Source organism: Flavobacterium sp. F52, from assembly GCF_000278705.1.
Lineage (GTDB): Bacteria > Bacteroidota > Bacteroidia > Flavobacteriales > Flavobacteriaceae > Flavobacterium > Flavobacterium anhuiense.
Genome location: NZ_AKZQ01000031.1, coordinates 38619 through 55221, shown reverse-complemented (window position 1 = coordinate 55221; position 16603 = coordinate 38619). Strand labels below are relative to the sequence as shown.

General features: G+C 33.4%; 15 protein-coding genes and 2 tRNA genes. 10 read left to right on the top strand and 7 right to left on the bottom strand.

Annotated elements, in window-relative coordinates:
- Nucleotides 1-17 precede the first annotated feature (17 nt).
- From gldM to FF52_RS15895, 4 genes are all read left to right on the top strand, one after another.
- The gene (gene gldM, locus FF52_RS15910; RefSeq protein ID WP_008467090.1) at nucleotides 18-1559 is read left to right on the top strand and encodes a gliding motility protein GldM; all 1542 of its coding nucleotides are present in this window, start codon (nucleotides 18-20) and stop codon (nucleotides 1557-1559) included.
- A gap of 44 nt (nucleotides 1560-1603) precedes the next feature.
- The gene (gldN, locus tag FF52_RS15905; protein ID WP_008467088.1) at nucleotides 1604-2593 is read left to right on the top strand and encodes a gliding motility protein GldN; all 990 of its coding nucleotides are present in this window, start codon (nucleotides 1604-1606) and stop codon (nucleotides 2591-2593) included.
- 179 nt (nucleotides 2594-2772) lie between these two features.
- Complete coding sequence (gene gldN, locus FF52_RS15900) at nucleotides 2773-3762, top strand: gliding motility protein GldN (RefSeq protein WP_008467086.1); 990 nt, start codon at nucleotides 2773-2775, stop codon at nucleotides 3760-3762.
- 77 nt (nucleotides 3763-3839) lie between these two features.
- The gene (locus FF52_RS15895; protein ID WP_008467084.1) at nucleotides 3840-4913 is read left to right on the top strand and encodes an NAD(P)/FAD-dependent oxidoreductase; all 1074 of its coding nucleotides are present in this window, start codon (nucleotides 3840-3842) and stop codon (nucleotides 4911-4913) included.
- On the opposite strand, the gene FF52_RS15890 is transcribed toward FF52_RS15895, so the two are convergent.
- On the bottom strand, nucleotides 4894-5277 hold the full coding sequence (locus FF52_RS15890; RefSeq protein WP_008467082.1) for a DUF983 domain-containing protein: 384 nt from the start codon (nucleotides 5275-5277) through the stop codon (nucleotides 4894-4896). The two genes, FF52_RS15895 and FF52_RS15890, sit on opposite strands and share 20 nt — an antisense overlap.
- Nucleotides 5278-5710: 433 nt before the next feature.
- Between FF52_RS15890 and FF52_RS15885 the strand changes: the two genes are divergently transcribed.
- A complete protein-coding gene (locus FF52_RS15885) occupies nucleotides 5711-7633 on the top strand; it encodes an ABC-F family ATP-binding cassette domain-containing protein (protein ID WP_008467080.1) in 1923 nt (640 codons plus the stop codon).
- A gap of 220 nt (nucleotides 7634-7853) precedes the next feature.
- Here FF52_RS15885 and FF52_RS15880 read toward each other — a convergent pair whose 3' ends face one another.
- A complete protein-coding gene (locus tag FF52_RS15880) occupies nucleotides 7854-8816 on the bottom strand; it encodes an App1 family protein (protein WP_008467079.1) in 963 nt (320 codons plus the stop codon).
- Between the two features lie 61 nt (nucleotides 8817-8877).
- Here FF52_RS15880 and FF52_RS15875 point away from each other — a divergent pair, with 61 nt between their 5' ends.
- A complete protein-coding gene (locus FF52_RS15875) occupies nucleotides 8878-9747 on the top strand; it encodes a diacylglycerol/lipid kinase family protein (RefSeq protein WP_008467076.1) in 870 nt (289 codons plus the stop codon).
- A gap of 2 nt (nucleotides 9748-9749) precedes the next feature.
- On the opposite strand, the gene FF52_RS15870 is transcribed toward FF52_RS15875, so the two are convergent.
- Together FF52_RS15870 and FF52_RS15865 are read right to left on the bottom strand one after the other, a co-directional pair.
- Complete coding sequence (locus tag FF52_RS15870; RefSeq protein ID WP_035691732.1) at nucleotides 9750-10895, bottom strand: GNAT family N-acetyltransferase; 1146 nt, start codon at nucleotides 10893-10895, stop codon at nucleotides 9750-9752.
- Nucleotides 10896-11010: 115 nt separating this feature from the next.
- A complete protein-coding gene (locus FF52_RS15865; protein ID WP_008467071.1) occupies nucleotides 11011-11499 on the bottom strand; it encodes a DUF1761 domain-containing protein in 489 nt (162 codons plus the stop codon).
- Nucleotides 11500-11679: 180 nt separating this feature from the next.
- On the opposite strand from FF52_RS15865, the gene FF52_RS15860 reads away from it, so the two are divergent.
- Nucleotides 11680-12522: a hypothetical protein gene (locus FF52_RS15860; RefSeq protein ID WP_008467069.1), complete on the top strand. Its 843-nt coding sequence runs from the start codon at nucleotides 11680-11682 to the stop codon at nucleotides 12520-12522.
- A gap of 262 nt (nucleotides 12523-12784) precedes the next feature.
- On the top strand, nucleotides 12785-13090 hold the full coding sequence (locus FF52_RS15855; protein ID WP_008467067.1) for a hypothetical protein: 306 nt from the start codon (nucleotides 12785-12787) through the stop codon (nucleotides 13088-13090).
- A 73-nt stretch (nucleotides 13091-13163) separates the two neighbouring features.
- On the opposite strand, the gene FF52_RS15850 is transcribed toward FF52_RS15855, so the two are convergent.
- Entirely contained in the window at nucleotides 13164-14363 is a 1200-nt protein-coding gene (locus tag FF52_RS15850) for a PQQ-binding-like beta-propeller repeat protein (RefSeq protein WP_008467064.1), read from the bottom strand.
- Between the two features lie 107 nt (nucleotides 14364-14470).
- A tRNA-Glu gene (locus FF52_RS15845) sits at nucleotides 14471-14542 on the bottom strand.
- A 584-nt stretch (nucleotides 14543-15126) separates the two neighbouring features.
- Here FF52_RS15845 and FF52_RS15840 point away from each other — a divergent pair.
- Nucleotides 15127-15927 carry an SDR family NAD(P)-dependent oxidoreductase gene (locus FF52_RS15840; RefSeq protein WP_008467063.1) on the top strand — a complete coding sequence of 267 codons (801 nt, stop codon included), beginning with the start codon at nucleotides 15127-15129 and terminating at the stop codon, nucleotides 15925-15927.
- A 93-nt stretch (nucleotides 15928-16020) separates the two neighbouring features.
- Nucleotides 16021-16395, top strand: coding sequence for a nuclear transport factor 2 family protein (locus FF52_RS15835; RefSeq protein WP_008467061.1), 375 nt, complete (start codon nucleotides 16021-16023; stop codon nucleotides 16393-16395).
- 116 nt (nucleotides 16396-16511) lie between these two features.
- Here FF52_RS15835 and FF52_RS15830 read toward each other — a convergent pair.
- Nucleotides 16512-16584: transfer RNA gene (locus FF52_RS15830), tRNA-Met, on the bottom strand.
- Between the last annotated feature and the right edge of the window lie 19 nt (nucleotides 16585-16603).

Genomic DNA, 16603 nt, shown 5'->3' with positions numbered 1-16603 from the left:
GAACTAATTAAAGAAAAATGGCAGGAGGAAAATTAACCCCTAGACAGAAGATGATTAACCTGATGTACCTGGTTTTCATCGCAATGTTAGCAATGAACGTATCAAAAGAAGTTATTTCTGCTTTTGGTTTGATGAATGAAAAATTCGAAGGTGCAAACACTAGTTCTACAGAGTCAAATGCTAGTTTATTAAGCTCTTTAGATCAAAAAGCTGCTGAGGCAAAAGGAGAATTTGCTATTGCTGCAGTTACAGCTCACAAAGTTGAAACAATTACAAAAGATTTTTATGATTATATAGCTACTCTAAAAGCTCAGGCAGTTAAAGGTTTCGAAGTTGATAAGGAAACAGGAAAAATGCCTTATGAGTCTATGGATAGAGGAGATAATATCGACGACTGGTTTACAGGAGACGGTTACACTAAAAAAGGTAACGAAATTATTTCTAAAATCGAAAAATATAAAGCTGATATTAAAGCTGCTTTAGGAACAGACAAAAAATACGCAGCAATTATCGCTGAGGTTGAAAAGAAATTTGATGTTTCTGATGTTAAAAACAAAGAGGGAATTAAAGAGAAATACCTAGCGTACCACTTTAAAGGATTCCCTGCAATTGCTACAGCTGCAAAACTTTCAGCTTGGCAAAATGACGTTAAAAAAGTAGAAACTGACGTTTACAACAGTGCTTTAGGTAAAGCTGCAGTTGCTGCTGCTTCTTACAGCAACTACCAAGCAATCGTTGTTTTAGATAAAAATGCTTATTTTCAAGGAGAAAAAGTTACAGGTAAAGTTGTTTTAGGTCGTTATGACGAAAACACTAAACCAACTTCTTTCCAAGGTCCTGGACAAATTGTTAACGGACAAGCTGTTATCTCTTTAACTGCAGGTGGAGTTGGAGAACAAGACATTAATGGACAATTTACTTTCTTAGAGGATGGAAAAAATATTCCATTAAAATTCTCTGGTAAATATGTTGTTGTTCCAAGACCAAACGCAGCTACAATTTCTGCAGACAAAATGAACGTAGTATATAGAGGTGTTGTTAACCCAATCTCTGTATCTTTCGCTGGTGTTGATGCTAACAAAATTGTTGCAAGTGCTCCAGGTTTATCTTCTGCTGGAAAACCAGGAAAATATAACATGAGCCCAGGTCAAGGTACTGAAACTACAATTTCTGTAACTGGTACTTTGCCAAACGGTGACAAAGTAACTGATAAGAAAACATTCAGAATTAAAGGTATTCCTGGTCCAACAGGAACAATTAGAGGTGAGATGGGAGTTGTTAAAGGTCCTAAATCTAACTTAGAGATTGCTACTATTGGAGCTAAACTTCTTGATTTTGATTTTGAAGTTGGTTTAGACGTTGTTGGATTCAATATGAAAATTGCTGGACAGCCTACAGTTGTTGTTACAGGAAACAAAATGAATGCACAATGTAAACAAGTACTTTCAAGAGCAGGTAAAGGAGACCAAGTTACTATTTCTGAAATTAAAACTAAACTTGTTGGAGCTGGTAGTTATTTATTGCCAAGAACTGCTCCTGTAATTTACGAAATACAATAATAAAGTAGTGTAAACTACATTCAATATCTTATAACGATACCACGATGAAAGTAAGAAATTTTTTAATAGCTATTGTTTCTATCGCTGGAGGTTTTGCTTCTAATGCGCAATCTAATTTGCTAAACGCAAAGACTCCTGCTCAGATTGGACTTAAAACTCCTGCTCAATTGATATCTGACAATGATAAGCCTTTGGCTTATGGTTATGTAGATGATAGAGATATCTTGATGGGGAAAACAACATGGGAAATCATTGATTTGAATGAAAAAATCAACTTTCCATTATATTTTCCAGTAGATACAGCTAATATTGGTCCTAACAGACGTTCTCTTTATGACGTTTTAACTAAAGCTATTAAAGGTGGAAAAATTACTGAGGTTTATACTGACAGTTATTTTAACACTAAAAAATCTATGAAGGACATCGAAGGATCTTTATCTCGTATTGATACAACTGATGCAGGTAGAGAGTTAATTAACCAATACCCTGATGACTACAAATCACGCGTTGTGAAGAAAAAAGTAGTTTCTGGTAAAGGTAAAAACAAATCGGTTTCTTACGTTGAAGAAACAGTTGGGCCAACAAGAACGGTTCCTGCTGAATACATCTTGAAACAAGATCTTACTGCCGCTGATGTTAGTCAGTATAAAATTAAAGGATACTGGTATTTTGATAAACGTCAAAGTGAATTGAAATATCGTTTACTAGGAATTTGCCCAGTAACTCCAGACGTTTATACAATGAATAGTGATGAAAAGGATTATATAGAATTGTTTTGGGTATTCTTCCCAAATGCCAGAGAAGCGCTGCATGAAGCAAAAGCTTTCAATGACAACAATTCAGCTCTTCCAATCTCATTTGATCAGATTTTAAATTCAAGACGCTTTAATGCTGTTGTATACAAAGAGGAAAACCTTTACGGAGACAGAGCAATTAGTGATTACATGAAAGACAACGCTCAAAATCAGTTGTTGGAATCTGAAAGAGTGAAAGAGAAAATTCGCAATTTCGAACAAGATATGTGGAACTACTAAGTTGATACATAGTACAATAATTAAAAAACTCTTACTACATTTGTAGTAAGAGTTTTTTTTATGTCAAAAAGTTAAAAACGATATGATGTAGATTTATATTTGATTTCTTTTTGATTATGTAAGAAAAATAACAATATTTGTAATAAAATTTCGTTTAATGTTCTGTAAAAATTATCATGATGAAAGTAAGAAATTTATTAGTTGCTATTGTTGCTGTTCTCGGAAGCTTATCTTCTAATGCTCAGTCTAATTTACTTAATGCCAAAACAGCCGACCAAATCGGAATTAAGACGCCTGCTCAAATGATATCGGATAACGATAAACCTTTAGCGTATGGTTATGTTGATGACAGAGATGTTTTGATGGGAAAGATGGTTTGGGAAATAATTGATTTGAATGAAAAAATCAATTTTCCATTATATTTTCCTGTAGATACTGCTAATATTGGGCCTGATAGAAGGTCGCTTTATGATATTTTAACGAAAGGGATCAGAAGTGGCAGAATAACAGAAGTTTATACAGATAGTTATTTTAATACAAAAAAGACATTAAAAGACATTCAAGGTGCGTTATCTCGCGTTGATACAACAGATGCAGGCCGTGAGCTTATTAATCAATACCCTGATGATTATAGAACTCGTGTTGTAAAGAAAAAAGTGGTTACAGGGACGGGGAAGAATAAAAAGGTAACGTATGTTGATCAAACTGTTGGGCCAACAAGAACAGTTCCTGCTGAATATATTTTGAAACAAGATCTTACGGCTGCCGATGTGAGCCAATATAAGATTAAAGGTTTTTGGTATTTTGACAAAAGGCAAAGTGATTTAAAATATCGTCTACTTGGAATTTGTCCAGTTACACCTGATGTTTATACCATGAATAGTGATGAAAAAGATTATATCGAACTATTTTGGGTTTTTTTTCCTAATGCGCGCGAGGTATTGCATGAAGGAAAAGCTTTTAATGATAAAAATTCGGCGATGCCAATTTCTTTTGATCAGATTCTGAATTCCAGACGTTTCAATTCTGTAATATATAAGGAAGAAAATGTGTATGGCGATCGCGAAATCAAAGATTACATTAAAGACAATGCGCAAAGCCAATTGCTAGAATCGGAAAGAGTAAAAGAGAAGATTCGTAATTTTGAAGAAGATATGTGGAATTACTAAGTTTATAAACTCGTTATAAGAAAAACTCTCGCTACCTTTGTAGTAAGAGTTTTTTTATTTTATCATATAACTTCACAATGCTTGATTATTTAATTGTCGGATCTGGGTTGGCCGGAATTTCTTTTGCCGAAGTCGCCCTTAAGAATAACAAATCAATTTTACTTTTAGATGACAAATCTCAGAATTCTTCTAGAGTTGCTGGCGGTTTGTATAATCCTGTAATCTTAAAGCGCTTTAGCGAAGTTTGGAATGCAAAAGAACAGCTTGTATTGATGAACGAGTTTTATGATAAAGTTGAAGAAAAACTAAAAGAGAAGTTCAATTTTAAAATGCCAGTTTTAAGAAAGTTCTTTTCAATTGAAGAACAAAACAATTGGTTTGCAGCTTCAGATAAAATCAATTTAGCTCCTTTTTTGTCTACTAAATTAATTTCAAAAAAATATAGTAGCATTGATTCTCCATACGATTATGGAGAAGTTTTGCATACAGGATATGTTGACACAGCTTTGTTGTTAGATAATTACCAAAAATATTTACTTCAGAATGATTTATTAAGAGAAGAATCTTTTGATTTTAGTGCTATAGAATTTGTAGACTCAGGAATTCAATATAAAAATATTCAGGCTCGTCATATTATTTTTGCTGAAGGTTTCGGAATGCATAAAAATCCATTTTTTAACTATCTCCCATTAGATGGAACAAAGGGTGAATTGTTTATTATAAAAGCGCCAGATTTAAATCTTGATATAATTGTAAATACAAGCATTTTTATCTTGCCTCTAGGCGACAATCTGTTCAAAGTAGGAGCAACTTACAATTGGCATGATAAAACTGCTGAGCCTACAGAAGAAGGTAAACAAGAGCTTTTGGAGCGTATAAGAGAAATCATTAACTGCGATTTTGAAATAGTAAAGCACTTTGCTGGAGTCCGCCCAACAGTTGCGGACCGAAGGCCTTTGCTTGGAACTCATGAAGAACATAAGTCTCTGCACATTCTTAACGGATTAGGAACACGTGGTGTAATGCTTGGTCCTGCAATGGCAAAAGCGTTATACGATCATATAGAAAATAATGTTCCGCTAGATAGAGAAGCAGACATTAAGCGATTTCATAAAAGATATTTGAAAGGTCTTACTTTTGGCCAGCCTTAGGATCGTAAGAAACAAACATATTGATGTATAAGTTTCTTGAGAGACGCAAAACGAACGGAAATAATATAACTAGCGTTATAATGATTGCCAAAAATGATTGCTCTATTGTGGTATTAAAAAATACAAAAGAAACTATAAAAGCAGCAACACCTACGGCTACGTTTAAAGCATAACTGACATACATCGCGCCATAAAAAAATGAAGGTTCAATTTGGTATTTGAATCCGCAGTGGCTGCAATGGTCATTCATTTTGAGAATTTTACTTAAATGAAGCGGATTTTTGTCTTCATACATGCTTTCTTTTTGGCATTTTGGACAACTTCCTGTTATTATGCTGTTTAGTTTGGAGCCTCTTTTGAACATTTTAAGTAAATTTTTATAGTCTTTAATTCACCTCGATTGTATTTGGATACAAGTGTGAATTTGGAGTAATTATTTAAAGCAAATATAAGGTATTTTAAGGCTTTAAGCTATTTAATTAGGATAAAAACTTACATCTTATTTTGGTTTGATTTGAGTATAATGTTTACTATTAGATGTTTCTTTTTTCTAAAATTCATTTAAAAATATATTTTCAATTCAATGATTTTCGAACTATTTAAAGAAGAAAAGTCTAGAATTAAACAAGACTTTTAGTTTTTGAATTTTCTAAAAGCTATTGTTTTTCAGTATAAACTTCAATTAAAAGTTATACTTTTGCACTTTCAAAATTGTAACAGGATAATTCGCTTGTTTGCAATCTATTTATTTAATGAATAAAAAGGTTTTCTAGCCTTTACATTTACAGCAATATATTATGCTTAATATACACAATCTTTCTGTTTCTTTTGGAGGAACCTATTTATTTGAAGAAGTTACTTTTCGTTTGGGGGCCGGCGACCGCGTAGGTCTTGTTGGTAAAAACGGAGCAGGTAAATCTACAATGCTAAAAATGCTAGCAGGCGATTTTAAACCTGACTCAGGAGTAATTTCTCAGGAGAAAGATATTAAAATGGGTTTCTTGCGTCAGGATATTGATTTTGAACAAGGAAGAACCGTTTTGGAAGAAGCGTATGAAGCTTTTACAGAAATTAAAGTTGTTGAGAAAAAACTAGAAGAAATCAATCACCAGTTGGTGACTAGAACCGATTATGAAAGCGAAGAGTATGCTAAGATTATAGAAGATCTATCTGACTATACGCACCGTTTTGATCTTCTTGGTGGATATAATTATGTCGGAGATACAGAAAAAATTCTTTTAGGTCTAGGTTTTAAAAGAGAAGTTTTTAATAACCAAACCGAGACTTTTTCTGGAGGATGGAGAATGCGTATCGAATTGGCAAAACTTTTATTGCAGTCTAATGATGTATTGCTTCTGGATGAGCCAACCAACCACTTAGATATTGAGAGTATTATTTGGTTGGAGAATTTCCTTCGAAATTATCCTGGAGTTGTGGTAATTGTATCGCACGATAAAATGTTTTTGGATAATGTGACGAATAGAACAATCGAAATTTCGTTAGGAAAAGCATACGATTTCAATAAACCATATTCTCAGTATTTAGAGCTTCGTCATGAGATTCGCGAAAAGCAATTGGCGACGCAAAAAAATCAGCAGAAGAAGATTGAAGAAACTGAAAAATTAATCGAGAAATTCCGTGCAAAAGCTTCAAAAGCTTCAATGGCGCAATCGCTGATTAAAAAACTAGATAAAGTAGAAAGAATCGAAGTTGACGAAGATGATAATTCGGTAATGAATATCTCTTTTCCAGTTTCTAAAGAGCCAGGAAAAGTAGTTATTGAGGCAGAACATGTAACAAAAGCTTACGGAGACAAAACGATTCTAAAAGATATTAGCTTATTGGTTGAAAGAGGAAGTAAAATTGCCTTTGTTGGACAAAACGGACAGGGGAAATCTACTTTTATAAAAGCATTAGTAAACGAATTTGAATACGAAGGAAATATCAAATTAGGACACAATGTGCAGTTAGGATATTTTGCTCAAAATCAGGCTGAATATTTAGACGGAGAAATCACCTTGCTTCAAACCATGGAAGATGCTGCGACCGACACAAACCGAATGAAAGTTCGTGATATGTTAGGTTCATTTTTATTCCGTGGAGATGATGTTGAGAAAAAAGTAAAAGTGCTTTCTGGAGGAGAACGTAACCGTTTGGCTCTTTGTAAATTGTTGTTGCAGCCAATTAACGTTTTGCTGATGGATGAGCCTACGAACCACTTGGATATTAAATCTAAAAACGTTTTAAAAGCAGCGCTTCAAAAATTCGGCGGAACTTTATTATTGGTTTCACACGACAGGGATTTCCTTCAAGGAATGTCGAACATCGTTTACGAATTTAAAGATCAAAAGATTAAAGAATATTTAGGAGATATCAACTTTTTCTTAGAGCAACGCAATTTGGAAAATATGCGTGAAGTGGAGAAAAAAGATGTTGTAAAACCAACAGCAGCTCCAAAAGAAAAAGAAGCGAGTAAATTGTCTTACGAAGATCAGAAGAAAGGAAAAGCACTTCAGAACAAATTAAGTAAAATTGAAAGCCAGATTCAGCAGTTAGAAAAACAAATCCAGCACGACGATAAAATGTTGGAAACCAATTACGATAAACATATCGAAGATGCATCGTTTTTTACAGCATACAATAAAAAGAAACAAGATTTAGAGCAATTATTAATTGACTGGGAAGTGGTTTCGGAAGAGATTGATAGTTTTAATGCTTAGTTTTTTTGTTTCAAGTTTTTATCTTGACGAGTAATTTTTACCGCAAAGCACGCTAAGTTTTTTATAGATTCCACTTTATAATGTACAAAGTTCGCAAAGCTTTATTAATAATAGCTTTGCGAACTTTGCGTTTTTAAAAACCTCAAAGATCAAAGAACTTAGCGTGCTTTGCGGTTAAATATTTATTCAGTTCAGCTTAAAACATGAAACATGGAACAAACTATTTAATAATTCCAATCGATCTAGAATGTTCAATGGCTTTACTGCTTTCTTTAAAATAGCAAACTGACACATTCAGGTTTTCTAAATTCTTCAAGATTTTTTTTACCTCATTTTTTTGAGATTTTCCCGTCTGTCTTATGTAAACGGCAATCACAGTAACTGGAAATATTTTGCAAATGCGTTCGTATAAAATAGGATCGTGCTGAGAATCATCGCCCATTAAAACATATTTTAAGGTTGGATAAAATTCTACAACATGTTTGATTTTTTCAAATTTATGATCGTGATTTCCTCTTCCGCTCATGAAGAAATCGGTGATTCCTCTTTTGATGTCTTTTAGAAGAAAAACCGCTTTGGGCAATTTGTTAATTCGTGTAAATTTGGCAATAAATCGGTATAAATTCCATTCACTGCTAGAAATGTAAAAAAAGGCATTTACTTCTTCCACATTGTCTCTTCCCGCAGAACTTAAAGCTTGATAATGCGGTACGACATCTTTGAAAACTTTTCGGTCATTTACATTTTTGAACAATAGAATGTAAAGTTTTCGAAAGAAATTATTGGTGTGCGAAATCAAGAATGTATCATCAATATCCGATATAATCCCTAGTTTTCCTTTATGAGGTCGTATAAAACTGCCTTTGCAAGATATAATTTCGTTTTTGTATTTTAAGCTGACTTCGTAAGACATCCATCCAAAATGAGTTTCTTTTTCTAACGGAATGCAGAAATTAAAATAACCATCATCTAATGTTTTGGTATGAATTACTTCGTTATTGTAATGAAGATAAACATCAAAATTTTTAATGGTTTTTATTCGGAACAATCGGAGAATAGAAGTGGCATTTTTTAATTTCCTTTTCTCAAAATTGTATTTGTTTTCTCTTTTTAAAACGTGTCCCATTACAATTAGCTCTTGTTCATTTGCATAACCGCGATATAATTGTAGAATTGGTTTCATTAATTACGTATATTTATGTAACTGTAATTTACTTAATTTAATTGATTTTAAAGCTAAAATTTTGAAAAAGAATATTCTGTTTGTTGTAAATCCGATTTCTGGAGATTTGGATAAATCTGATTTGATTGATGCTGTTGAAGAGTTTGCGGCAACTAATTATTTTGATTTGGAAGTGTATGAAACAACTGGAAAAAATGATTTAAGAACAATACAATCTTTATATGATGAATCTGTTCCAGAACGAATTATTGTTGCTGGAGGCGACGGAACGATAAAAATGGTCGCCGAAGCTGTGGAAGAGCATGATGTGATAATCGGAATTTTACCAGCAGGTTCTGCAAACGGACTTTCGGTGGACTTGAATCTTCCTGCAGGAATAGAGGAAAACCTTAAAATAGCCTTTTTGCACCATTATATCGAAATGGATATGATTTGCATCAACGGAAAAAAAAGTATTCATCTGAGTGATCTTGGCTTGAATGCCAATCTGGTTAAAAATTATGAGCAAAGTGATGTTCGCGGATTTTGGGGTTACGCGCTCCAAGCTTTTACTACGCTTAAAGAATCTGAAGAGCCATTTGTGGCAACAATTTCAGCAAATAATAAAACCGTTGAGCATGTAGCGCGAATGATTGTAATTGCCAATTCTCAAAAATACGGAACAGGAGTTATCATTAATCCGAATGGCGCGATGAATGATGGAAAGTTTGAACTGGTGATTTTAAAAAGTCTTGATCTGCTTTTAATTGGAAAAATAATTACCGGAAATATGCCGATTGACTCTGATGACATTGTAATTATTTCAACCAATAAAGCAACTATAAAAACGGATTATCCTGTTAATTTTCAAATTGATGGAGAATATTGCGGAGCGCAGACTTCGTTAGAAATTGATATTTTGCACAAGCAGATGAAAATTGCAGTTCCGTAGATTTATTTAAACGGATTGCGTTCCTGCCATTCTGTTTTGGGTTCCAAATAATTGAAAAATCTTGAAATGTTGTGATTAATCAAAGAATTGCTGTGTGTGATTAAACCGTACATTTTAACAGGTTTTGCTCCAACAGAACTTTTAATTTCAAGAGCAGTTCTGGCAAAGACGATTTCACGGAAACCTTTTTTGATAGAATATCCAATCATGTCGTAAAGCATATTTAAATACAGCATTTTTTCGCGCTGAATGCTTTCGTCATAACCCAAAAAATAAGTATCCATTACTTCGCCATTTTTGATCAAAGTATTGAAGCCTATTAATTTTCCTTCTAAAAAATAGCCATAGAGAAGAAAGTTATCGCCCATTATTTCTTTAAAAAAGCTAAAATGGTCACGAGCTAGAAAAAAAGTGTTGAAAGGTGCATTTTTAGCAACATGAAAATAAAGATCATAAATAACATCTTCATATTGTTTAATATCTGAAAGCGACATTTGCTGTTTTACAATTCCTTCCGATTTTTTGCGTGCTCGTTTGTATTGATCGCGATATTTTTTGGATAAAGCATCAATATAATCTTGTTCTGTCTTCCAGTTTTTACTGATTTCAAAAATCATATTAGGTTGAGTGGAAAACGTATAATTATTTTTGAATTCAGTCTGAAGCGGTTCAATTTCTTTTGCCGTAAAATCTTTTATGCTGGTGATGTGCACCTTTTTTCCGCTTTCTTTTAAATCTTTTTTAAGCTGATTAATTGCTTTGTGAAGTGTTTTAATGGCTTTTGATTCCTTGATGCTTTTGTCAAAAATAAAGGCATTTTGTCCTGTAAGCATATTATTGCCAACGAATAAAACGTGAGAAGCAAAATTCTTTAAAGCAAAATTACGCACCGAAGTTTTTAAGCATTTGTCGCGTTCTCCAAAAGATTCGAGTTTTTCTGCAAATAAGAACTGTGTTAATGCAATTCCGATTAGTTTTTTCTCTTCAAAAAGACCAATAAAATGACAAGTCATATTTACTGGACATGAATTTTCGAGTACTTCGAGATATTCTCGTGTCAAAAAAATATTATTTGCTGCGAGCGAGTTCCATTCTAAAGGCAGTAATGATGCGCTTTTGTAAATCTGGAAAGAATATGTTGTATTCAAAAGAGTGAGCTAATTTCTTCAAAATTAGATAATATTTGTAATAACTAAACTGCTTTAAGTTATTATTAAGAAAACCCGTTTGAGAATTTTTCAAACGGGTTTTTTATAATTGATGTTAGGCAAATCCGCAGATGATTCCGCCCATAAGCGTTAAGGTAAGAATCCAATAGCCGCTGTGGATAAAAATATATTTCCAAGACTTTCTTTCAAACAAACCATTGATTCCAATTAAAGGAAAAGCAAAAAATAACCCTGACATAAAACCGTGAAGCGCACCATGTTTAAAAGTTCTGTATGCCATTCCGTAATCTGCCATAAAAGCGGCAAATGAAGGTTTTGCGCTATCAATCAACGGTGGTCCGCCAACCATTCCGACTGCGCCAGACTGATGGATGGTAAGCGACATTAAAGTCATGGTAATCATTAATGAGAAAATATACGTAAGTCCGAAGATTTTAAGCATATTTCCTTTTCTTAGCTCTTCTTGAGTAAAATTATTTTCCTTCATCCAGATAGTTCCGAATACTTTTGGGCTGTACCAGATAAAACCGGTTACGAGTGTGACGATGGCTGCTATAAACAAAGCAACGAAGTTAATTTGCATGATATGAGGTTTTTAGAATTAGTTAGTCAAATGTAATCAAAAAAAATGCAGGTTTTAGAAAATAATTAAAAGTAATATAAGTCTTACGGATAAAATTTTTTTCAACAGTTTGTCGATATTTAGTGTATTATAGTTTTGAATTGCATAATTTTACGCTAATAACAAATCCCCAAATCTGTTATGAAAATTTTAGTAACCCTTTCTTTGTTATTTGCTTTTTCGCTAAACGTTTTGGCAGATACCGTTTCGGATAAAGAAAAAGAGGCGCTTATAAAATTGTATCAGGCAACAAATGGTTTGCGATGGAAAAACAAATGGGACTTAAGTCTGTCTGTTTCTACCTGGTACGGTGTTAAAGCAGAAAACGGAAAAGTTGTGGCGCTGAATCTGGCAGATAATAATCTGCAGGGAGAATTGCCTGAAGCTCTTTACGATCTTACAAATTTAGAATCGCTGAATCTGGAAAAGAATAAAATTGAAGGAAGTTTGTCTTCGTCAATTTTTAATTTGAAGGAATTAGAATTGCTCAATCTTGGTGAGAATAGATTATCTGGCGTAATTCCGTCTTCCATTTGCCAATTGGTAAAATTGAAAGATTTAGAGCTTTTTATGAATAATATTTCAGGAGAGCTTCCGTCAGAAATTGGAAAGTTGAATCAGTTGGAAATTTTAGCTGTTTTTAACAACGAAATTAATGGAAAACTGCCTGTTTCGATTTATAAAATTTCAGGACTAAAAGTATTGCTGCTGAATAATAATAAATTGTCAGGAAATTTGACAAATGAAATTATTAATTGGAATGTATTGCAAAATTTTAGTTTATTTGACAATGATTTTACAGGCACAATTCCGCAAGAAATTGAAAAGCTTAGCAAGTTGCAAGAATTGAATCTTTCGTACAATAAATTTACAGGCGAAGTTTCAAAAAAGACAGCATTATTAGATGCTTTAAATATGACCATGATAGACGAAAACGGAAATCCGTTTTTATTAGAAATAAACCAAGAAAATAAATTACAATAGTTTACCCAAAAATTAATCGATGCTTATGAATGAATTTTACACTCGTTAAACAAGTTGATTAAATATATTTAGTTAATTGCCAAAACCGTAACCTTGTTACGGTTTTATGGTTTTTAGAGGTTACTTTATCACAAAAAATAACATTTAATTTAGAATTGAATTTTTTAAGTTTGTCCAAAATTTTATAATTTTAATAAAAGTATCCAGAGAACCAAAAACCGATTAATCAGCGGTATTACTAATCACTTAATAAGAAGAAATCATGACATTGCAATATCAGGGAGAACAATACGGAAAACCAACAACTTTTACACTTAGAATTATTGGTAACAACTTATCAAAAAGTAGTTCAAACTACCAAATTGATCTTTTGGTAGGTGACAAAAAACTGCCAACTTTTACAAGTGAAATTCACCAGAGTCTTTCTAATTGTCTGAAAGAAATTTATTTGTTTAGAAAACATAACGGAATTACGTTCAATGAATCATCAGAGAAAATAGTTTCGCTTTATGTTCCTTATGATAAAGTTTTGTACAACTACAATAAATATGCTTTGTTTAGAGCATAAATTTTTCTCAAAAGAGCATAAAAAAGACCATTTGAAAAAATGGTCTTTTTTTATTTTGAAAAGCGAGAAGCTATTATCTAATTATCTTGATAAAAGCACTGTATGGGTTGTCTGTAAGAGAAGTGCGCATATAATATACGTTTTCGTCTTTTTCCTTTAAATCAAATTGAATTAAACCGGCATCGCAATAATAGTAAAGCAAGTTGTCATCGGCAGGAAATTCAATGTTTGAAATAGGCAAAGTGGTTAGTTTTTCTTCAAAAGCAATTTCTCCGTTTGATAAATCCAATTCAAAAAGTTTTTTGTTAAGAGTATACCCCCAAAGATTATCAACTTCTTTAACGATGTATTGGACATTATCACCTTTAAAATCTGTTTTCCAAAGCTGCGTTCCTGTTTTAGAATCAACAGCATAAATAGATGAAACTTCTGGGCCTTGTGCCGCAAAATATAGCTTTTTGTCGTGGCAAACGATGCGTTCTTTTACATTGTTTTGGTTTTCTTCTATTTTAAATTGCCATAAAACATCTAAGCTATTTGGTTTTAAAGCGTATAGCCAATTTTTATCGCCAGCAATAAAAACACTTTCGCCATCTGTGACAGGTTTTCCGGTCATGGTTTCATCAAAGCTTTTTTGGTAAAGCAATTTTCCAGTATTAGCTTCAAAACAGTACACATTTGTTCCGCTTTGGGTAAAGATCTTATTGTCGAAAAATAATGGCTCAATATCGCTGTTTAGAGTGTCAAATTTGTAGTTCCAAGCCAAACTTCCATCTTTTAAGTCCAAAGCATATAGATTACTGCTCTGATTTTGATTTTGAGCTGTTATAAAAAGTTTTCCGTTAGCTATAATTGGAGTTTGGTCTTTTAGGACAATCTTGTCTGTGATGTTTCCTATTCTAGATTTCCAGAAAATAGTTCCCGTCCCATTATCGACCGCATAAATTTCTCCATTAATAAACGGAATATACACAACTCCGTCCTGTAGGGTTATTTTATTGGCGCACATTTCAGTATGAGCATCTGAAGCTTTTACAGTCCAGACAATGCTTTCAACTTCTAAGTCCCATGAAAAAAGTGAACCGTCATAATCGTAGATTAAAAGGGAAGTGTCGTCTAGAGAAATCTTTTTAAGCGGTTTTAAAGATTTGCTGGTAACAGCTTCTTCTGCTGGCAAATTGCTGTTTGTGTAGTTAGTTTTGCTGGCGGGCGCTTGGCCAGACATATTTGCAAAGGCGAATACAAATAAAAGGGCTATTAATTTGTGTTTCATTTTAAGATTTGGGTTGAGTTTTTTGACTGTCTTCTTTTAAAACATTTAACGGAGTAAATATAAACAAAAAAAGCTCCAGATTTCTCTGAAGCTTTTGTCTTAGTAAGTAGTCCGTGGGGGAATCGAACCCCCCTTACCAGGATGAAAACCTGGCGTCCTAACCGATAGACGAACGGACCTGCTTTGCTATTGCGGGTGCAAAAGTGCGATTATTTTTGAGATATCCAAAGCATTTTTGAAAAAACTTTTTGATTTTTTTTGACGGAAAATTATTTTGAACATCAATGTTTGCTTGTTAACTTAGTTAATGAACTTGTATTTTATTGATTAATAAATGGTTGTTTTGCGTGTATGTGAAGGAATTATTGTATTTGTTAGAGAAAAATAATTTTTAGAAATATTGATGATTTTTGTATTTGAAAGAATATTTTTATAGGTTTTTCTCGTGGTTTATGTTCTAATTGAAGGGGTAATTGTGTTTTCTGGAATTTCAGTCTTTCTCATTTTTCATATTGTTTGAACCTGAAAGTTATAAGTTAGTAAAAAAAACTCTGAACTGAAAGTGGAGAATGGTTTAGTAGCTTGCCTAGACTCTTCGAAGTGCTCAATTGAAAAGCAAATGTATTTGACTTTGAGCAATTTTTATTTTTAGATATCAATTTCCTTTGCTAGCGAAGAGTCCGATCGTAAACATACGAGTATAAATTTTTAGTTTTGGTTATCTAGTTTATAATGAATAAATTAGAGGTTTGAAGTTGTAATAATGACAAAAGCACAAGAAGAAGTAATTTGGATAACTGGCGCTTCATCTGGCATTGGAAAATCAATGGCTTTTGAATGCGCAAGATTAGGATATAAAGTAGTTCTTTCTTCAAGACGTGAAGAGCTGTTGGATAAAGTTGCCGACACAATTAGAGATTCTGGTGGAGAAGCATTGGTAATTCCTTGTGACATAATGGAAGAAGCTTCTATTGAAAATGCAGTCCAACAAATTATCAAAGATTGGGGGCGTTTGGATGTGGTTGTAGCTAATGCTGGTTTTGGCATTTCTGGAAGTATCGAAAATCTAATAGCCAAAGATTGGAATAGGCAATTGCAAGGCAATGTTACAGGATTAGCCTTAACGGTAAAATATGCATTGCCACATTTAAAGAAAAACAAAGGACGAATTGGTTTGGTTGGAAGTGTTGCTGCCTATCTTCCTAATCCTAATGTGGGCGTGTACGGCGCTTCAAAAGCTGCTGTAAATTCTATTGGTCTGACTTTGCAGGTTGAATTAATGGGAACAGGTGTGAGTTGCACTACGTTGCATCCCGGATTTGTGGTTTCTGAAATTGCGAGAATTGACAATGACGGAATTTGGCATCCAGAACAGTCAGATCCACGACCGTCAAATTTAATGTGGCCGACAGATAAAGCGGCGAAGGTGATGATAAGTGCTATTTTGAAACGAAAGAGAAATTACATTTTTACAGGTCATGGTAAACTGGCTGTCTGGTTGCAGAGATGGTTTCCTGGAGTGATGAGATTTATAATTTCAAAAGGTTCAAAGCCTGATTTATAAATTAAAAAGTTGAATTAATCTAGGTTAAAAAGAAAGGATTTGTTTCAATATTAAGCTGAAATTTATGAAATGTCTAATTAACAACGAGATAATATGGAAGGACAAATTATAGAATTGGAAAAAAAATACTGGCAAGGAGTTGAGACTAATGATTATGAAACGGTAAGAAATTTGACATTTTTTCCTTGCATAGTTGCCGGAAAAAATGGTGTTCAGAGCATCAGCGAGACTGAGTTCAAAAATATGTTTGACTCTGGACAGACCAATAAAATAAAAGTGCTGAACATCTATGATGTAAAAGAAAAGCTAATTGCCGAAAATACTGCCGTAATAGGATATCGTCTCGATTTTGAGATAGCAGATCAAAGTCAAAAAGCGCCTATAAAGTGTGTCTGCACTTCGACTTGGGTGAAAGAAAATAACCAATGGGCATGTGTGATGCATACCGAAACAGAATTGGAGAAATAATAGTACCTGATATGTTTTCGTTGCTATTGCGAGCGTCACGCTTGTGAACGTAGCGAATATAAAAGTTTGTAAAAATAAAAAAAAGCTTCAGAGAAATCTGAAGCTTTTTTTCTTAGTAGCGGGAACAGGACTCGAACCTGTGACCTTCGGGTTATGAGCCCGACGAGCTGCCTACTGCTCTATCCCGCGATGTTTCGGGTGCAAAGAT